The 19232-nt window shown below is 41.3% G+C and carries 16 protein-coding genes; all 16 read left to right on the plus strand.

All coding sequences use genetic code 11. The features are described 5' to 3' along the window. The first annotated feature begins 76 nt into the window (after window positions 1–76). Window positions 77–961: a tRNA (adenosine(37)-N6)-dimethylallyltransferase MiaA gene (gene miaA, locus HMPREF1518_RS04930; protein ID WP_033584541.1), complete on the plus strand. Its 885-nt coding sequence runs from the start codon at window positions 77–79 to the stop codon at window positions 959–961. Next, entirely contained in the window at window positions 954–2192 is a 1239-nt protein-coding gene (gene hflX / locus HMPREF1518_RS04935; RefSeq protein WP_033584543.1) for a GTPase HflX, read from the plus strand. Before miaA ends, hflX begins: the two co-directional genes overlap by 8 nt. Beyond that, complete coding sequence (locus HMPREF1518_RS04940; RefSeq protein ID WP_033584545.1) at window positions 2185–2808, plus strand: cystathionine beta-lyase; 624 nt, start codon at window positions 2185–2187, stop codon at window positions 2806–2808. The genes hflX and HMPREF1518_RS04940 overlap by 8 nt, the downstream gene beginning before the upstream one ends. Before the next feature lie 14 nt (window positions 2809–2822). Beyond that, on the plus strand, window positions 2823–3752 hold the full coding sequence (rnz, locus tag HMPREF1518_RS04945; protein WP_033584546.1) for a ribonuclease Z: 930 nt from the start codon (window positions 2823–2825) through the stop codon (window positions 3750–3752). A gap of 20 nt (window positions 3753–3772) precedes the next feature. Continuing rightward, a complete protein-coding gene (locus HMPREF1518_RS04950) occupies window positions 3773–4528 on the plus strand; it encodes an SDR family NAD(P)-dependent oxidoreductase (protein WP_033584548.1) in 756 nt (251 codons plus the stop codon). A gap of 202 nt (window positions 4529–4730) precedes the next feature. Then, the gene (locus HMPREF1518_RS04955; RefSeq protein WP_033584549.1) at window positions 4731–5300 is read left to right on the plus strand and encodes a hypothetical protein; all 570 of its coding nucleotides are present in this window, start codon (window positions 4731–4733) and stop codon (window positions 5298–5300) included. An 18-nt stretch (window positions 5301–5318) separates the two neighbouring features. Next, a complete protein-coding gene (locus HMPREF1518_RS04960; protein ID WP_000394429.1) occupies window positions 5319–5756 on the plus strand; it encodes a hypothetical protein in 438 nt (145 codons plus the stop codon). Between the two features lie 2 nt (window positions 5757–5758). Further along, entirely contained in the window at window positions 5759–6508 is a 750-nt protein-coding gene (locus HMPREF1518_RS04965) for an ankyrin repeat domain-containing protein (RefSeq protein ID WP_033584550.1), read from the plus strand. A 44-nt stretch (window positions 6509–6552) separates the two neighbouring features. Next, window positions 6553–7140, plus strand: a complete 588-nt coding sequence (locus HMPREF1518_RS04970; RefSeq protein ID WP_033584593.1) for an SMI1/KNR4 family protein — start codon at window positions 6553–6555, stop codon at window positions 7138–7140. Next, window positions 7137–7886 (plus strand): hypothetical protein, encoded by a 750-nt coding sequence (locus tag HMPREF1518_RS04975; RefSeq protein WP_033584552.1) that lies wholly within the window; start codon window positions 7137–7139, stop codon window positions 7884–7886. Before HMPREF1518_RS04970 ends, HMPREF1518_RS04975 begins: the two co-directional genes overlap by 4 nt. Window positions 7887–7904: 18 nt before the next feature. Next, on the plus strand, window positions 7905–8861 hold the full coding sequence (locus HMPREF1518_RS04980; protein ID WP_033584554.1) for a hypothetical protein: 957 nt from the start codon (window positions 7905–7907) through the stop codon (window positions 8859–8861). A 151-nt stretch (window positions 8862–9012) separates the two neighbouring features. Beyond that, window positions 9013–9342 (plus strand): hypothetical protein, encoded by a 330-nt coding sequence (locus tag HMPREF1518_RS04985; RefSeq protein ID WP_033584556.1) that lies wholly within the window; start codon window positions 9013–9015, stop codon window positions 9340–9342. A gap of 6 nt (window positions 9343–9348) precedes the next feature. Then, the gene (locus HMPREF1518_RS04990; RefSeq protein ID WP_033584559.1) at window positions 9349–9543 is read left to right on the plus strand and encodes a helix-turn-helix transcriptional regulator; all 195 of its coding nucleotides are present in this window, start codon (window positions 9349–9351) and stop codon (window positions 9541–9543) included. Window positions 9544–9782: 239 nt separating this feature from the next. Next, window positions 9783–11531 carry a glycoside hydrolase family 13 protein gene (locus HMPREF1518_RS04995; RefSeq protein WP_033584561.1) on the plus strand — a complete coding sequence of 583 codons (1749 nt, stop codon included), beginning with the start codon at window positions 9783–9785 and terminating at the stop codon, window positions 11529–11531. Window positions 11532–11545: 14 nt separating this feature from the next. Next, complete coding sequence (locus HMPREF1518_RS05000) at window positions 11546–12103, plus strand: SMI1/KNR4 family protein (protein WP_033584565.1); 558 nt, start codon at window positions 11546–11548, stop codon at window positions 12101–12103. Window positions 12104–12506: 403 nt separating this feature from the next. After that, window positions 12507–19232: LPXTG-anchored adhesin/beta-galactosidase BgaA (bgaA, locus tag HMPREF1518_RS05005; RefSeq protein WP_050589084.1), on the plus strand; the 6726-nt coding region annotated here is incomplete at its 3' end.

The following is a 19232-nucleotide window of genomic DNA, read 5'->3' on the forward strand; positions in this document are numbered from 1 at the left end:
GGTAGCATTTTTCTGACTGACCTTTTTGTGATATAATAATAGTAACGAAAAAATGGGAATTTTTCAAGGAAAAAAGATGAAAACAAAAATAATTGTGATTGTTGGACCGACTGCTGTTGGGAAGACAGCCCTTGCTATTGAAGTAGCCAAGCGCTTTGGTGGAGAGGTGGTCAGCGGTGACAGTCAGCAAGTATACAGAGGGTTGGATATTGGTACGGCCAAGGCCAGCCCAGAGGAGCAAGCATCTGTTCCTCATCATTTGATTGATGTCAGAGAGGTGACCGAGTCTTACTCGGCTTTTGATTTTGTTTCAGAAGCTAAGAAGGCTATTGAGGATATTCAAAGTCGTGGCAAGCTAGCCATTATTGCTGGCGGAACAGGGCTTTATGTCCAGAGCTTGCTGGAAGGCTACCATCTAGGTGGAGAGACACCTCATGAGGAGATATTAGCCTATCGAGCTAGTTTAGAGCCTTTATCAGATGAAGAATTAGCCCATCTTGTGGAACAAGCAGGCCTTGAAATTCCCCAGTTTAACCGTCGTCGTGCTATGCGGGCCTTGGAAATCGCCCATTTTGCTCAGGATTTGGAAAATCAAGAGACCTTGTATCAACCGTTGATTATCTGCTTGGATGATGAACGCAGTCAACTCTATGAGCGTATCAACCACCGAGTGGATCTGATGTTTGAGGCTGGGCTTTTGGATGAGGCCAAGTGGCTTTTTGACCATTACCCTGATGCGCAGGCAGCCAAAGGAATTGGCTACAAGGAACTATTTCCATATTTCCGTGGGGAGCAGACTTTAGAGGAAGCTAGTGAGAGTCTCAAACAGGCTACCCGTCGTTTTGCCAAGCGTCAGTTGACCTGGTTCCGTAATCGCATGCAGGTGACCTTTTATCAGATAGGAGAGTCTGGCGTGAAGGAGCGTATTCTAAGCCAGATTGAGGAGTTTTTAAATGATTGAAACGGAGAAAAAAGAAGAACGGGTCCTGCTAATTGGTGTTGAACTGCAGGGCATGGATAATTTTGACCTGTCCATGGAAGAGTTGGCCAGTCTGGCTAAGACAGCTGGGGCAGTCGTAGTCGATAGCTACAGACAAAAACGTGAAAAATATGATTCCAAGACCTTTGTTGGCTCTGGTAAGTTGGAAGAGATTGCACTCATGGTAGATGCGGAAGAAATTAGCACTGTCATCGTCAATAATCGCTTGACTCCACGGCAAAATGTCAATCTAGAAGAAGTTCTGGGTGTCAAGGTGATTGACCGTATGCAGTTGATTTTGGATATCTTTGCTATGCGGGCTCGAAGCCATGAAGGGAAACTCCAAGTCCACCTGGCCCAGCTCAAATATCTCTTGCCTCGCTTGGTTGGTCAAGGAATCATGCTCAGTCGTCAGGCTGGGGGAATTGGTTCCCGTGGACCTGGTGAAAGCCAGCTGGAACTGAACCGTCGTAGTGTTCGTAATCAAATTACAGATATCGAGCGCCAGCTCAAGGTGGTTGAGAAAAATCGGGCGACAGTCAGAGAAAAACGTCTGGAGTCGAGTACCTTTAAGATTGGCTTAATTGGCTACACCAATGCTGGGAAATCAACCATCATGAACACCTTGACCAGCAAGACTCAGTATGAAGCAGATGAATTATTTGCGACCCTGGATGCGACGACGAAGAGCATCCATCTTGGGGGCAATCTACAGGTTACCTTGACTGATACCGTTGGCTTTATCCAAGATTTGCCGACTGAGTTGGTGTCAAGTTTTAAGTCGACCTTGGAAGAAAGTAAGCATGTAGACCTTCTAGTTCATGTCATTGATGCCAGCAATCCTTACCACGAGGAGCATGAAAAAACGGTTCTGTCTATCATGAAAGACTTGGATATGGAGGATATTCCTCGCTTGACCCTTTATAATAAAGCGGATTTGGTGGAGGATTTCACGCCTACTCAAACGCCGTATACCCTCATTTCTGCCAAGTCTGAGGATAGTCGTGAGCAGTTGCAGGCTTTATTTTTAGAGAAAATCAAGGATATTTTTGAATCCTTTACTCTACGGGTGCCTTTTTCTAAGTCCTACAAGATTCATGATTTGGAAAGTGTAGCGATTCTTGAAGATCGTGACTACCAAGATGATGGAGAAGTGATTACAGGCTATATTTCGGAGAAAAACAAATGGAGGTTAGAGGAATTTTATGACTGATATTAAAACCTTGGCTCTAAAATATGGGGGCTATACAAGTCTGGATAAGGTCTATCTGGATCAACTTCTAGCTGGCAAAACAGAACAAGAGCAGTTGGCTCTCATTACCCCTCCGCCCAGTGTAGTGAATGCTTACTTTGCAGAACTCTACCAGAAAAAGAGTCCTCAAGCTGCGACGGATTATTTTGCAGAACTAAGCAAGGAATTGAACCTCTACAATGCTGAGCCAAGTTTCACCTTTGAAAATAAGCCTTTCATTCGTCTTAATTTATCTGGCAAATCTTTTGGATTTTGCTACGAGAGTGAAGGACTGGGAAGGATTTTCTCTGAAAATGAAGAGGAAATCTCGAATGACTTGCTTTTTGAGATTGCGCAAATTTTCCCCCATCAGCTCGTCTTTGAAGAGTCTGGAAAGATTTACATGAAGGATGCCGGAGACGAAGAAGTTGTTAGTGTAGAAAATCTCACAGCCTTGACAGACTTGGAAAGTTTGGCTGATGGTCGCAAGCGTCTCAAAGGCTACAGCCAAGAGGATTTACTGCAAGAAGCTGTTGCTTTTTCTGGCAAGCGTTATTTCAGATCGGAAAACCGCACAGCTATGTTATATATTGATTAATTAGAAAGTATCGAATGGATATTCAATTTTTAGGAACGGGGGCTGGTCAGCCCTCTAAAGCCCGCAACGTCTCTAGTCTCGCCCTGAAACTCTTGGACGAGATTAACGAAGTTTGGCTATTTGACTGTGGAGAAGGAACGCAAAATCGTATTCTGGAAACCACAATTCGACCACGTAAGGTCAGCAAAATCTTTATCACCCACCTGCATGGAGATCACATTTTTGGCTTACCAGGTTTCCTTTCAAGTCGTGCTTTTCAAGCAAATGAAGAGCAGACAGATTTGGAAATCTATGGACCTCAAGGGATCAAGTCCTTTGTCTTAACCAGTCTTCGTGTGTCAGGTTCTCGTTTGCCCTACCGCATTCATTTTCATGAGTTTGACCAAGATTCTCTAGGTAAAATTCTTGAGACTGATAAATTCACTGTGTATGCAGAGGAGCTAGACCACACTATTTTCTGTGTTGGTTATCGTGTCATGCAAAAGGACCTAGAAGGTACCTTGGATGCTGAAAAACTCAAAGCTGCTGGTGTTCCGTTCGGCCCACTTTTTGGAAAAATCAAAAACGGTCAGGACGTTGTTCTAGAAGACAGCACTAAAATCAAGGCTGCTGACTATATCTCAGCGCCACGTCCAGGTAAGATTATCACCATTCTGGGTGATACCCGAAAAACCAATGCCAGTGTGCGTCTAGCTGTCAATGCCGATGTCTTGGTTCACGAGTCGACTTATGGCAAAGGAGATGAGAAGATTGCCCGCAATCACGGTCACTCAACCAATATGCAGGCAGCACAAGTAGCAGCAGAAGCAGGTGCTAAGCGCCTCTTGCTCAACCATATCAGCGCCCGCTTCCTTTCAAAAGATATCAGCCAGCTCAAGAAAGATGCGGCCACTGTTTTTGAAAATGTCCATGTGGTCAAAGACTTGGAAGAAGTGGAAATTTAGAAGATTGAGAAAGGATAAGTATGCGTACGATTCTCATTACCGGAGCTAGCGGTGGCTTAGCCCAAGAAATGGTCAAACTCTTGCCAAATGACCAACTTATCTTACTAGGTAGAAACAAGGAAAAACTAGCCCAACTATATGGAAATCATTCTAATGTGGAATGGATTAAAATCGATATTATTGATGACTCAGCCCTAGAAGCTCTGGTAGCTGACCTCTATCTCCGTTATGGAAAGATTGATGTTTTGATCAACAACGCTGGATATGGAATATTTGAAGATTTCGACCGGATCTCTGACAAGGACATTCACCAGATGTTTGAGGTCAATACCTTTGCCCTGATGAACCTATCACGTTTGATTGCTTCTCGTATGAAGGAAAGTAGAAAGGGGCATATCATCAACATTGTCAGCATGGCAGGTTTGATAGCGACTAGCAAGTCCAGTCTTTACTCAGCAACCAAGTTTGCGGCTATTGGATTTTCAAATGCTCTGCGCCTCGAACTCATGCCCTATGGTGTCTATGTAACGACGGTCAATCCAGGCCCAATCCGCACAGGATTTTTTGACCAAGCAGACCCAGATGGGACCTACCTCAAGTCGGTTGACCGTTTTCTATTGGAACCAGATGCTGTCGCGCAAAAGATTGTTAAGACCATAGGTAAAAACAAACGCGAGCTCAATCTCCCAGTTTTGTTGAATCTAGCCCATAAGTTTTATACTCTCTTTCCTAAGCTAGCAGATAAGTTGGCTGGAGAAACCTTTAATTATAAGTGAGAAAGCTGTTCCCTTGAGGAATGGCTTTTTGCTTTAATAAGGAGGAGTTGTTGATCAAAAATAATCCCTGAAAATACTGGTAGTTTATCTCTATTTAATAGTTTTGGAGTATAATTGAGATAAGAAAGTTCATTAGATAAATGAAGTCCCAAACCAGCTAGCTTACCCTAGATAATGCTCTATGTATAGCCGGAGGTCGACAATGGAATTATTGACAATTGACCAAATCATTTCCTTTACCCAAGAAGAAACACAAGGGCTGGACCCTGAGATAAGAGAAGGGATTGTCCTGAATAAAGCAGATTTGCCAGTGTCCGAATTGGATCGTTTGAAAAGCCAACTTCAAATACAAGATTTGGATCCGATTTTTAGGAAGTATATTTTGGCCTATAACTGGGGGCAGGTCGGTTTTTTAAGTTACCAGTTTGGATATGGGGACGACACTAGTCTTACTTGGCTGATCAATCGCAATTTGGAATACCACGATTACTCGACTCTACAAGAAAGAGGCTTGATCATCATTGCAAATGGAGATCTCTACACTATTTTGCTGGATTGTCAATCTGGGGCAGTCTATGCTCTTGATGCAGAGATGAACTATGATGAAAAAATATGGCTGACACCAGATTTTCTAGCATTTGTTAGAGCCATGGGCACGGCTCAATCTGCAGTTTGGAAGGGTTGTGAAAGTGACTTCATCCACTTGATGACTAGAATAGGTCATGCGTCCAGTTTGATATTTTGGCAGAGTCTGGTCGGGTTTTATGATTGAAAATAGAAGGAGCAGGCCATGGAATTTATTGTAGCTGAGGAAGGGATTCCTCAAAATATCGGATGTCAGGGAGCCCTGATTGCCTATTATGGCAGTGAGATAGAATTTCATTATGAAACCGTTCCACCACACGGTGATGAGATTTTTTCTGCCAAGTTGCCTTTGTTGGGGCTTGATCTGCCCTTTTGGATCTATGGGAGAAATCTCATATTTTTAGATGCTTACTACCTCTTAGCAGAAACAGTTAAGAAAGGGACTTGGAATCCCATAACGAGTATGCTCATCAACATTCATACGGGGGAATACGCCAGCCTAGACCACTGGTACAATCATATATCTATTGAGCAAAACGGTCTTGAGTTGAAAAATGATTATGATGGACAAGTCCTGACTTTGAAAACGGTTGATAAACTTCATTGGCTTGCCCTAGATGCTGAATCAGAAGAAAGGAACTAAAAATGGCAAAGAAAAGAGTTACATTACCAAAAGAGTTTAAGGATTTAATGGATGAAGGAAATATTGAAGCCCTTAAAGCAGTCTATGATCGTTGTGAATTAACCGCTCATGATGGAAGATTTAGCTTATGTACACCTCTGCATATGGGAGGAGTCCCGGATGAATTGGTTATCTGGCTTGTCGAACAGGGCTTGGATATCAATATCCCTGATTATTATGGAGCGACTCCTTTGTACCGTCAGGCAACCATGGGAAGAGAGACTGTAAAACTCTTGCTCAAATTGGGGGCAGATATTGAAAAAAGCAATACTTATGGAAATACACCTCTGCATATGGCAGCTGAGTTTTTTCATCCTAAGACCGTTGCACTTCTCATAGAAAAGGGAGCAAATGTTAACCCTAAATATGAGGAACTATGGTCTTTCTTGATTCCTTCAAGTGGAGCAGCCAAAACTGTTCAGGGAGAAGTTATTCGTATACCAGGTCGAGTTCGAGGTGAACTGGATCGCAATGGTGGGGTCAACTGGGACAGGGACTATAGAAAAATGCTTCAAGCTCTCCCTCAATACTTGTCTCTAGGAATCCCCCTTTCAGATCAAAAATTAGAAGAGACTAAAGAGCTTATTGCTCAAGTTCATGGGAAAGATTTTGATGACGAGCCTCGCCTAGACCGCCTGTGTCAGCTAGCTATTGCTTGGATTAAGCAAAATCCTGAACCCCTTCTCCTAGAAAAAACAAGTTATAAGCGGTAAAAAGCATTGGAAGACAGATAAAATAAAGAAATCATGGTGAAATGATGCAACTAATTGACCAAGTTAAAAAAATAGAAACTTATATTTGTGAGTGTTTTGAAGACTGGGATTTGGATGATCCTGTAGAGGAAGGATATCTGGAAGATTATCAGGGCATTTCTGGTGCTTCTGAGGAAGAGCTTCAAGCCTTTGAGGAAATATTTGGCATTCGTCTACCTAGTGACTTCAAAGAGCTTTATAGCTATAAAAATGGGAGTAAATACCTCTCTATTTTACCTTGTGTAATTGACCAGAGAGATTTTACTTTTTCTCTCATGAGTTTACAGGAAATTGAGACTTGTAAAAAGTACTTTCAAAATAGAGATGCTCTGTTAACCGAATTTCCCGACTATTTTTCTAGTCAAGACCTAGAAAACATGCGTGATAGTAGAATAAAGCCCTATCTTTTTAATAAAAAATGGCTTCCTTTTGCTCAGTATTGTGACTCTTGTTATCTTATGCTGGATTTTGATCCAGACCAGGAGGCTCAGGAAGGTCAGGTTATTTGCTACATCCATGATCCTGACCAGGTGATCTATGCGGCTGAAAGCCTTACAAATCTGATTGAAGGGATAATGGATGAGATCATATGAACGGACAAATGTATCAGATAGCCTGTATCGTGGCGGCAGCTAGGATGGCTTTAAAAAGTGGTAAAGAAATATGCTATAATCCTGAAAAATATACAAATAAATTGAGCTTTCAAATTTTGCCGTCAAAAAATGGGGAAGTTACAGAACTTTCTGTATCTGATTGGTTTGAAAATCTTAAGGAAAAAGGTTTGAAGGACTTACAATTATTTTGTCCTATTTCAGTTGAAGACAGAGGTATTTTAGGCTTCTCCAACACAACACAGAGTTCAATTCTCTGTTTTTATAAAGATGGGAAGGCAAGTTATTTCCTACCAAATTGGAAATCTGCTTCCCCAGGCAGAGGCTGGGATGTTATCTACACCGAGTATGAATGGGAAAGGTCTTCTCAAGACATTCCCCACTATGAAAATAATATCGAAGAATTTAAGGACATATTGACTCGTATAGAAAATCTAGCAATTAAAATTGAATGTGACAACTTTGCCAAAGTCTTTCAATCTGCTAGAAACTTTTTGCTAGACCCAGAATCTGGTAAAGGACTGGCAGAACCTCAAATTCCACTGCAACATCTAAGCATATTTAGAGCTGCAAGCTCAGCGGATGTTTTTGGAGGAATGGGCTCCTGGAATGATGAACCTGGATGGCTGGCACAAGATAAGGGACTGGGTCAAGTATACGATGAACTTTCAGATCAATTGCTAAGAAATATTAGATCAGCGATTCTATTTGCCATCAACGAGTGGTGATGGATTAGGAGAGAGAAAATGGGGAAGTTAAAGTTAAGTCTATTGAATAAATGGGGATTAGACAAGGACTACAATAGTGTTTTCAATTCTGTCATGTTACATGATGGTAGAGCCTTTGTCTTGACCAGTGAGAAGGAAGCTTTCAATCTCTACTGTCTGCTTGAAGTATCACCTTTGGGTGTGAAGGAGATAGATGCTTGGTATTGTGACCATGTTTGGGAGGAAGAGCCTCTACTCTTTACAGATGAACAAAATATTGGCATCATCAAGGCTGGCAAGGAAATAGTCTATTATACTGGTGATTTTTCTAATCCAGAAATCATTGCCATAAAGGATCCGCAAAGTATACTTCCTAAAAAGGCACAAGAGAGATATTTTCAAATCGTATCAGATAGCGACCAGATATCCGTGTGTTTTGAAGATCAAGTTTATACAAATCAAGCAAGAAACTTTGCCCTTTTAGAGTTTGATCGAGAGAAAAAGCAGGCTAAGTGGACCACTTATTCGCATATTGATAAAAAAGAGTTAAATCACCACGACACGAGCTCTGATGCTTGTCCTAAAATTGATAGTATGAAATGTTGGAAGCAAGAGCTCTATGCCTTTAGCTCTGGAGAAAGTCAAAGCTCTGTCAATAAATGGGGCATGGACTATTATGCTCTTGTTAAAATCTCTAGTGATGGTCGTATTATCGAAAAGTTATTAGAATCTGAACATTTAAAGGCTTTAGGCAAAAAAGCTGGTGTCAATGGAATTTTTACGGATTCGCCTTATCTTATCCTGAGCCCCTTATTTAAGAATGATGACTGGAAGGGTAAGCAAAAGCTATTTTCTCTGGCAACGAGAGAATGGTGCGATATAGCTTTGCCTAGAGGAATGAGTAAACACAAGCTTCAAAATATGACAGACAACTTTTGTTTAACCTTCCTTTACGACAGAGGATTAAAAGAACTTGCCCTTTGTCGGATTGACTAGGCTGTAAATCAGAGTTAGAAATATTCTTAGAATAGAAGAAAATAAAAAAGCCTAAAAATGTTAAAACATCTTGACATTTCATCGATTTAGAGTATAATAAAAAATGTAAAGAGCTCTTGACATTGTTTTGACAGATTGGAGGAACAGGACTATGAGAAAAATGGATGAAATGGACAGAGCGATTCAGCTACGTTCTGAGGAATGGGGTTATAAAACGGCTCTATTTGGCTTATGTGGATGGACAGTATTTAATATTTATCAATCTATTACAAAAGGCATTGAACTTGAAATGTTACCATGTCTGATTTTATGTTTATCTATTTCTGTTCAAGGATTTACACAAATTGCCATAAAACAGAAAATGGTTGATGGTGATGAAGATTTTAAAGAACCTAATAAACTTGTTCAAGGAGTAATTTTGATGGTTGTTATCCTTATCGTAGTTTTGGCAATTGGCATTTATTGTTTTCAGAAAGACTAATGCTGTATGAAAAATAATATCAAACAGCTAAGAAAGTCTGAAGGACTACGTCAGGAAGATATGGCAAAAATATTAGGCGTTAGTCGACAAACCATTATTGCTATCGAGAATGACAAGTACAATCCTACACTTGAACTAGCAATGAAAATTGCAAGGTTGCTACAACTACATGTTGAAGAAATTTTCATTTTAGAAGATTAAAGATATCAGATAGCATTTATTCTAATCATCTGATTCGTAATGATGGAGAGTTTTCCGGTTCATGGAAACTCTCTTTTAAAGCTCATAAAGATTCTACTCAATTTTACCCTTGTCCATCTATATATCTATCGTAAAACTGGTATAAAAATTGCAAATCGGATCTTTAAATAGTATACTAGTTCTGTTAGTTATGAAAACGTCTGCGTTTTTGTTGATGATGATTATTTAGGAGACAAGACATGGAATTGACAGCCATTTATCATAGACCAGAATCAGAGTATGCTTATCTTTACAAAGAAGGTCAGTTACATATCCGAATCAAAACCAAGAAAGATGATGTCCAGCAGGTCATTTTACATTATGGAGATCCCTTTATCTTCATCGAGGATAAGTATGAAGCCAAGAAAGAAATGACTAAAGTAACCTCAGATGCCCTATTTGACTATTGGCAGGTTACGGTCTCTGTTGATTTTGCTCGCATTCAGTATCTCTTTGAGCTCCTTGATAAAGAAGGTCAAGGTGTTTTTTACGGTGATAAGGGTTGCGTAGAACATACTCAAGAAAACTTGGATGCTGAAGGAAATGGTTTCAAGCTTCCTTATATTCACGAAATCGATGGTTGCCAAGTTCCTGACTGGGTTTCAAATACCGTTTGGTATCAGATTTTCCCAGAACGATTTGCTAATGGAAATCCTAATCTAACTCCAGATGGAGCTCGAGAGTGGGATGCTGTCATTGCACCTAACATGGATGATTTTTTTGGTGGAGATTTACAAGGGATTATTGACCATTTAGACTATCTTAAAGATTTGGGAATCACTGGACTTTACCTATGTCCAATTTTTGAAGCAACGACCAATCACAAGTACGATACGACGGATTATTTTGAAATTGACCGTCACTTTGGAGACAAGGAAGTCTTTCGTAATCTAGTCGAGGAAGCCCATAAACGTGGCATTAAGATTATGCTAGATGCTGTTTTCAATCATATCGGCTACCAGTCTGCCCAATGGCAGGATGTTCTAAAAAATGGAGAAAATTCTCCTTATAAAGATTGGTTCCATATTCAAGAGTTTCCAATTACAGAGGATAAACTTCAGAATCCAAGAGAACTCCCTTATCATACCTTTGCCTTTGCTAGCTATATGCCTAAGTTAAATACAGCAAATCCTGAAGTCAAAGACTATCTTTTAAGTGTTGCGACCTACTGGATTGAGAATTTTGATATCGATGCTTGGCGTTTGGACGTTGCCAATGAAATTGACCATCAGTTCTGGAAAGATTTTAGAAAGGTAGTTCTCGCTAAAAAGCCTGATTTGTATATTTTAGGTGAAATCTGGCATACGTCTCAGCCTTGGCTAAAAGGAGATGAGTTCCATGCAGTCATGAACTACCCGCTCTCTGAAAGTATCAAGGATTATTTCTTGCGTCAGCATAAAAAGACAGAGCAGTTCATTTCAGAAATCAATAGCCAGTCAATGTACTACAAGCAACAAATCTCAGAGGTTATGTTAAATCTCCTGGATTCTCACGATACAGAGCGTATTCTTACAACTGCCAAAGGAAATATCCAACATGTCAAGGCTGCTTTAACCTTCCTCTACCTTCAAAAAGGGACTCCTTGTATCTATTACGGAACAGAGCTTGCATTAATAGGTGGACCAGATCCCGACTGCCGTCGTGTCATGCCTTGGGACCGTGTGTCTGAGGACAATGATATGCTGAATTTCATGAAGAAATTAATCCAAGTCCGTAAAGGAGTTGCAAGCATTATTCAGCATGGTTCATATAGCTTGCAAGAAGTGAAACCATATGTTCTTTCCTTGAAATGGACCTACGAAGGAAAAGAAGTTCAGGCTATCTTTAATCAGTCTAAGGAGAATGTTATCTTAGACAGAGATTCAGTTGATTTAGCGAGTCATTGCCAGTTTGAAGATGGTCAGCAAGTCATCTTGCCAGATGGATTTGTAGTTACTATTTCTGAGTAAAAAGGATTAAAATAATGGCACTCAAGGAAGTTTATGAGTATTTTCGTCACTATGATAAGGAAACTTATCAGGTTGTCGCCTGCATGGGTAATGAACCATCGGAAGAAGATGTTCAGGATTTTGAAAATCAATACGGCATTCGTCTGCCAGGAGATTTCAGGGAATTCACCATGTCATCTCTGGGAGGTCTCTTTATGGAAGTCAGGGAAGAGCTATGGCCAAGAGCCAAGGCTTACGATGTAGCCCCTTTTTGGACTTTCTGTCGAGGTATTAAGGTTTTTGGAATTGCAAATGGCATCCCAGATTTCTTAGATATTCGAATTAAAACCAAGGAATTACACGCTCTGGGCTTTGAGGATTATATTCCATTTCTGTCTATCATCGGTGATGGAGATGTAATTTTCTGCTTTGATAAGGACAATCACATAGTAGCTTTGGATTGGTATAATAGTGGCGAAACTGAAGAGCTTAATTGTGATTTTTCAGGACTTTTACTCCAGCAAATTGCCGAGCTAGAAGAGCGTAAAAATGAGATGGTCAATCTTTTGGAAAAGGGAAAATCTAGTCAATAATCTATAAGGAAATATCAGTTTGATAGTCCGTAAAAGAGGTTGGGACAAAAGATCCCGACCTCACTTTTTTAGCAATCAAACTTTGACGCGTTAGCTGATTGAACTTTTTGTTCGTCTTTTAGACTCCAAAAAGCTCCTAATCATCCTCGCGAGGCTGGGACTACGAAATCGAGACTTTGTCTATCGATTTCTGTCCCACCGCCTTTTTTAGTAAAACCATTCACTAAATCTACATTCAGATTTTTAAACTTTTCTACAAATTATAGAAAAAACAATCAAAAATATGATTTTTTGTGTTTAGGCTATTGAAATTTCCTATATTATTTTATAGAATAAGGATAAAAGGCTATGAAAAAGTAATACGTTTACAAGAAAATGGAAGCGGTTACTAAAGGAGGATTTTATGGAAAAAGGCCATTGGAATCGTAAAAGAGTCTACAGCATTCGTAAGTTTGCCGTAGGAGCTTGCTCTGTCATGATTGGAACCTGTGCGGTTCTATTTGGAGGAAGTGTCATTGGAGAATCACCAGTTTTCGCGGATGAAACTCCAATTACTCACACCGTGGAACAAGCAAAAGAGGAAAGTCCGGCAGTGGAGGAAAAAGAAAATCAAGCTGTAGCAGAGCACAAGGATGCTGCAAGTGTCGACCAAAGTCAAGCTGCACCAATTGAAGCAAGCAAACCAGAGGTGAAAGAAGATGAACCTGTAACTCCAAAAGAGGAGAAAGCATCTCTAAAACCTGAAGAAACAGCTCCAAAGGTAGAATCTCAAGCTTCAAGTCAAGAAAAGCCTGTCAAGGAAGAGTTGAAAGCTGCGACAAATGAAGAAGTGAATCAAATGATTGAAGATAGAAAAGTGAATTTTAATCAAAATTGGCACTTTAAACTCAATGCGAATCCTAAAGAAGCTGTGAAATCAGATGCCGATGTATCAACATGGCAAAAATTGGATCTCCCACACGACTGGAGTATCTTTAACGATTTTGACCATCAGTCACCTGCCCAAAATGAGGGTGGACAGCTCAATGGTGGTGAAGCTTGGTATCGCAAGACCTTTAAACTTGATGAAAAAGATCTCAAGAAAAATGTTCGTGTCACTTTTGATGGTGTCTATATGGACTCTCAAGTCTATGTCAATGGCCAGTTAGTGGGGCATTATCCAAATGGTTATAACCAGTTCTCATACGATATCACCAAATACCTTCACAAAGATGGTCGTGAGAATGTGATTGCTGTCCATGCGGTTAACAAACAACCAAGTAGCCGTTGGTACTCTGGTAGCGGTATTTACCGTGATGTGACCTTGCAAGTGACAGATAAGGTTCATGTTGAGAAAAATGGGACAACTATCTTAACACCAAAACTTGAACAACAGCAACATGGCAAGGTTGAAACTCATGTAGCCAGCAAGATTGTCAATACAGACGATAAAGACCATGAACTGGTGGCAGAGTATCAAATCGTTGAACGTGGTGGTCCGGCTGTGACAGGTTTAGTACGTACAGCGAGTCGTACCTTGAAAGCACATGAATCAACAAGTCTTGATGCGATTTTAGAAGTTGAACAACCAAAACTCTGGACCGTTTTAAATGACAAACCTGCTTTGTACGAATTGATTACACGTGTTTACCGTGACGGTCAATTGGTCGATGCTAAGAAGGATTTGTTTGGTTACCGTTACTATCACTGGACTCCAAATGAAGGTTTCTCTTTGAATGGTGAACGCATTAAATTCCATGGTGTTTCCTTGCACCATGACCACGGAGCGCTTGGAGCAGAAGAAAACTATAAGGCAGAATACCGTCGTCTCAAACAAATGAAGGAGATGGGTGTTAACGCCATCCGTACAACTCATAACCCTGCAAGTCCACAGACCTTACAAATCGCAGCAGAACTTGGTTTGCTGGTTCAGGAAGAGGCCTTTGATACGTGGTATGGCGGCAAGAAACCTTATGACTACGGGCGTTTCTTTGAAAAAGATGCTACTCACCCAGAAGCCAGAAAAGGTGAAAAGTGGTCTGACTATGATCTTCGTACCATGGTCGAAAGAGATAAAAACAACCCAGCTGTCTTCATGTGGTCTATCGGGAATGAAATCGGTGAAGCCAATGGTAATGCTCACTCTCTTGCAACGGTTAAACGCTTAGTAAAAGTGATTAAAGATGTTGATACTACACGTTATGTTACTATGGGAGCAGATAAGTTCCGCTTTGGTGATGGTAGTGGTGATCATGAGAAGATTGCTAATGAACTGGATGCGGTTGGTTTCAACTACTCGGAAGACAACTACAAGAAACTTCGTGCGAAACATCCAAACTGGTTGATTTATGGTTCAGAAACATCTTCAGCAACCCGTACACGCGGTAGCTATTATCGTCCTGAACAAGAATTGGTACATAGCAACCAAGCTTATCGTAACTATGAACAGTCAGATTATGGAAATGATCGTGTTGGTTGGGGTAAAACGGCAACCGCTTCATGGACCTTTGACCGTGACAACGCTGGCTATGCTGGACAGTTTATTTGGACAGGTACGGACTATATCGGTGAGCCTACACCATGGCACAACCAAAACCAAACTCCTGTTAAGAGCTCTTACTTTGGTATTGTAGATACAGCCGGTATTCCAAAAAATGACTTTTATCTCTACCAAAGCCAATGGGTTTCTGCCAAGAAGAAACCGATGGTACACCTTCTTCCTCACTGGAACTGGGAAAACAAAGAATTAGCAGACAAAGTTGCTGACTCAGAAGGCAAGATTCCAGTTCGAGCTTACTCAAACGCTGCAAGCGTAGAATTGTTCTTAAATGGTCACTCTCTTGGAGTTAAGAAGTTCAACAAAAAACAAACCAGTGATGGCCGTACCTACCAAGAAGGTGCCAATGCTAAGGAACTCTATCTTGAGTGGAAGGTTGCTTACCAACCAGGTACTTTAGAAGCTGTAGCTCGCGATGAAGCTGGAAAAGAAATTGCCCGTGATAAGATCACGACTGCAGGCCAACCTGCAGGTGTTCGCCTCGTCAAGGAAGAACACGCAATCGCAGCAGATGGAAAAGACTTAACCTACATCTACTACGAAATCGTAGATAGTGAAGGAAATGTGGTACCAACTGCCAATAATTTGGTTCGTTTCCAATTGCATGGACAAGGTCAACTGATCGGTGTTGATAACGGGGAACAAGCCAGCCGTGAACGCTATAAGGCGCAACCAGATGGTTCTTGGATCCGTAGAGCCTTTAACGGTAAAGGGGTTGCCATTGTTAAATCAACTGAACAAGCAGGTAAATTCACCCTTACTGCCCACTCTGATCTCTTGAAATCTAGTCAAGTAACGGTCTTTACTGGTAAAAAAGAAGACCAAGAAAAGACCGTTCTCGGAACAGAAGTACCAAAAGTACGTACTGTTATTGAGAAAGAGCCAAAAATGCCGAAGACAGTCGGTTTTATCTACAGTGATGGCAGTCGTGAAAAACGTCCAGTAACTTGGTCTTCAGTTGATGTGAGCCAAGCAGGAGTTGTGACTGTTAAAGGTATGGCAGACGGACGCGAAGTTGAGGCCCGTGTCGAAATTCTAGCAATCGCAAATGAGCTTCCAACTGTTAAGCGTGTTGCTCCAGGAACAGACTTGAGCGCTGTTGATAAATACGTTTCTATTGCTGTTACGGATGGAAGCGTTCAAGAATACGAAGTTGATAACTGGGAAATTGCGCCAGAAGACCAAGCGAAACTTTCAGTTGCAGGATCACGTATTCAAATGACTGGCCAACTAGGAGGAGAAACTATTCATGCTACCCTTGTGGTAGAAGAAGGTGAGGCTGCAGCACCTGTAGTGCCAACTGTAACGGTTGGCGATGAAACTGTCACAGGTCTTACTACTCAAAAACCAATGCAATACCGCACTCTTGCTTATGGAGCTAAGTTGCCAAAAGTCACAGCAAGTGCTGAAAATGCAGCTGTTACAGTGGTGCAAGCAAGTGCAGCAAACGGTATGCGTGCAAGCATCTTTGTTCAACCAAATGATGGTGGCCCTCTTCAAATGTATGCTATTCAGTTCCTCGAAGAAGCACCAAAAATTGACCATTTGAGCCTACAAGTGGAGAAAGCTGATGCTCTCAAAGAAGACCAAACAGTGAAATTGTCTGTCCTTGCACACTATCAAGACGGAACACAAGCAGTTCTACCAGCAGATAAGGTGAACTTCTCTACAAGTGGTGAAGGGGAAGTCGCAGTTCGTAAAGGAATGCTTGAGTTGCATAAGCCAGGAACAGTCGCTTTCAAAGCAGAATATGAGGGGGCTACAGGTCAAATCAATCTCACGATTCGGGCCAACACTGAGAAGAAGGTTGCGCAAGCTATCCGTCCTGTAAACGTAGTCACAGACTTGCATCAGGAACCAAGTCTTCCAGCAACAGTAACAGTTGAGTATGACAAAGGTTTCCCTAAAGCCCACAAAGTCACTTGGCAAACTATTCCAAAAGAAAAACTTGATCACTACCAAATCTTTGAAGTTCTAGGTAAAGTTGAAGGTCTTGATCTTGATGCGCGTGCTAAAGTATCTGTAGAAGGCATCGTTTCAGTTGAAGAAGTCAGTGTGACGACCCCAATTGCAGAAGCACCACAATTACCAGAAAGCGTTCGTACCTACGATTCAAATGGTCACGTTTCATCAGCTAAGGTTACTTGGGATACGATTCGTCCAGACCAATACGCCAAGGAAGGTGTCTTTACAGTTAATGGTCGCCTAGAAGGTACGCAATTAATAACGAAACTTCATGTTCGCGTATCTGCTCAAACTGAGAAGGGAGCAAATATTTCTGACCAATGGACCGGTTCAGAATTGCCACTTGCCTTTGCTTCAGACTCAAATCCAACTGATCCTGTTTCAAACGTCAACGATAAATTGATTTCCTTTAATGACCGACCAGCTAACCGTTGGACAAACTGGAACCGTACTAATCCAGAAGCTTCAGTTGGTGTCCTATTCGGAGATTCAGGTATTTTGAGCAAACGTTCAGTTGATAATCTAAGTGTCGGATTCCACGAAGACCACGGAGTTGGTGTACCGAAGTCTTATGTGATTGAATATTATGTCGGTAAGACCGTTCCAACAGCCCCTAAAAACCCTAGCTTTGTAGGCGAGGAAAACCATGCCTTTAACGATCCTGCAAACTGGAAAGAGGTAAGCAATCTCAAAGCACCAGCTCAATTAAAAGCTGGAGAAATGAATCATTTCAGCTTTGATAAAGTTGAGACCTATGCGATTCGCATTCGTATGGTTCGACTTGATAGCAAGAAAGGAACGTCTATCACAGAAGTACAAATTTTTGCGAAACAAGTTGCGGCAGCCAAACAAGGCCAAACAAGAATCCAAGTTGACGGTAAAGACTTAGCAAACTTTAACCCTGATTTGACAGACTACTATCTTGAGTCAGTAGATGGAAAAGTTCCTGCAGTAACAGCAAGTGTTAGCAACAATGGTCTCGCTACCGTCGTTCCAAGTGTTCGTGAAGGTGAGCCAGTTCGTGTTATCGCGAAAGCTGAAAATGGCGACATCCTAGGAGAATACCGTCTACACTTTACAAGCAATAAAGACTTGCTCTCTCGTAAACCAGTTGCCGCGGTTAAACAAGCTCGCTTGTTGCAACTAGGGCAACCACTTGAATTGCCAACTAAGGTTCCTGTTTACTTCACAGGCAAAGACGGTTACGAAACAAAAGACTTGGCAGTTGAATGGGATGAAGTTCCAGCAGAAAAGCTGACAAAAGCAGGTCAATTTACCGTTCGAGGTCGTGTCCTTGGTAGTGATCTTGTTGCTGAGTTCACTGTACGAGTGACAGACAAACTAGGCGAAGCTCTATCAAATAACCCAGAGTATGATGAAAATAGTAACCGCGCCTTTGCTTCAGCCACTAACGACATTGATAGAAACTCCCATGACCGTGTGGATTATCTCAATGACGGAAATCATTCAGAAAATCGTCGTTGGACAAACTGGTCTCCAACACCATCTTCTAATCCAGAAGTATCAGTAGGTGTAATCTTCCGTGAAAATGGTAAGATTGTAGAACGGACTGTTGCACAAGCCAAACTTCATTTCTTTGCAGATAGTGGTACGGATGCCCCATCTAAACTCGTTTTGGAACGTTATATTGGCCCAGATTTTGAAGTGCCTACCTACTATTCAAACTACCAAGCCTACGATGCAGCCCATCCATTCAACAATCCAGAAAATTGGGAAACTGTGCCTTATCGTGCGGATAAAGACATCGCAGCTGGTGATGAAATCAACGTAACATTTAAAGCTGTCAAAGCCAAAGCCATGAGATGGCGTATGGAGCGTAAAGCTGACAAGAGCGGTGTTGCGATGATTGAGATGACCTTCCTTGCACCGAGTGAATTGCCTCAAGAAAGTACCCAATCAAAAATTCTTGTAGATGGAAAAGAGCTTCTTGACTTCGCTGAAAATCGTCAAGACTACCAAATCACCTATAAAGGTCAACGTCCAAAAGTCTCAGTCGAAGAAAGTAATCAAGTGGCTTCAACAGTTGTAGATAGCGGAGACGATAGCCTTCCAGTACTTGTTCGCCTTGTTTCAGAAAGTGGAAAACAAGTCAAGGAATACCGTATCCAGTTGACTAAGGAAAAACCAGTTTCTGAGAAGACAGTTGCTGCTGTACAAGAAGATCTTCCAAAACTTGAATTTGTTGAAAACGATTTGGCCTACAAGACAGTTGAGAAAAAGGATCCAACACTGTATCTAGGTGAAACTCGTGTAGAACAAGAAGGAAAAGTTGGTAAGGAACGGATCTTTACAGCGGTTAATCCTGATGGAAGTAAGGAAGAAAAACTCCGTGAAGTGTTAGAGGCTCCGACAGACCGCATCGTTTTGGTTGGAACGAAACTAGGAACCTCCCTTCCAGAAGATGAAGTGAAGAACCTTGTCCTTAACAGACCAGAACTTGTAATCGAAGAAGAAACAATTGACTTCAAGGTTCAGGAACGTAAGTCTGATAAGTTGTATCTAGGTGAAACTCGTGTTCTCCAAGAAGGTCAAAAGGGTATCCGTGTTCACTTGATCGAGGTTGAAAATGGTAAGCGGACTGAAAAAGAAAGCTATGATAAAGTTATG

The sequence above is a fragment of the Streptococcus sp. SR1 genome (genome assembly GCF_000526075.1).
Taxonomy (GTDB): domain Bacteria; phylum Bacillota; class Bacilli; order Lactobacillales; family Streptococcaceae; genus Streptococcus; species Streptococcus halitosis.

Coding starts and splice junctions, on each gene's coding strand:
- HMPREF1518_RS04975 (WP_033584552.1), top strand. CDS start 7,137: ATGAACGGACAAATGTATCAGATAGCCTGTATCGTGGCGGCAGCTAGG.
- HMPREF1518_RS04955 (WP_033584549.1), top strand. CDS start 4,731: ATGGAATTATTGACAATTGACCAAATCATTTCCTTTACCCAAGAAGAA.
- HMPREF1518_RS04940 (WP_033584545.1), top strand. CDS start 2,185: ATGACTGATATTAAAACCTTGGCTCTAAAATATGGGGGCTATACAAGT.
- HMPREF1518_RS04985 (WP_033584556.1), top strand. CDS start 9,013: ATGAGAAAAATGGATGAAATGGACAGAGCGATTCAGCTACGTTCTGAG.
- hflX (WP_033584543.1), top strand. CDS start 954: ATGATTGAAACGGAGAAAAAAGAAGAACGGGTCCTGCTAATTGGTGTT.
- HMPREF1518_RS04965 (WP_033584550.1), top strand. CDS start 5,759: ATGGCAAAGAAAAGAGTTACATTACCAAAAGAGTTTAAGGATTTAATG.
- rnz (WP_033584546.1), top strand. CDS start 2,823: ATGGATATTCAATTTTTAGGAACGGGGGCTGGTCAGCCCTCTAAAGCC.
- HMPREF1518_RS04970 (WP_033584593.1), top strand. CDS start 6,553: ATGCAACTAATTGACCAAGTTAAAAAAATAGAAACTTATATTTGTGAG.
- HMPREF1518_RS04990 (WP_033584559.1), top strand. CDS start 9,349: ATGAAAAATAATATCAAACAGCTAAGAAAGTCTGAAGGACTACGTCAG.
- miaA (WP_033584541.1), top strand. CDS start 77: ATGAAAACAAAAATAATTGTGATTGTTGGACCGACTGCTGTTGGGAAG.
- HMPREF1518_RS04980 (WP_033584554.1), top strand. CDS start 7,905: ATGGGGAAGTTAAAGTTAAGTCTATTGAATAAATGGGGATTAGACAAG.
- HMPREF1518_RS05000 (WP_033584565.1), top strand. CDS start 11,546: ATGGCACTCAAGGAAGTTTATGAGTATTTTCGTCACTATGATAAGGAA.
- HMPREF1518_RS04950 (WP_033584548.1), top strand. CDS start 3,773: ATGCGTACGATTCTCATTACCGGAGCTAGCGGTGGCTTAGCCCAAGAA.
- HMPREF1518_RS04960 (WP_000394429.1), top strand. CDS start 5,319: ATGGAATTTATTGTAGCTGAGGAAGGGATTCCTCAAAATATCGGATGT.
- HMPREF1518_RS04995 (WP_033584561.1), top strand. CDS start 9,783: ATGGAATTGACAGCCATTTATCATAGACCAGAATCAGAGTATGCTTAT.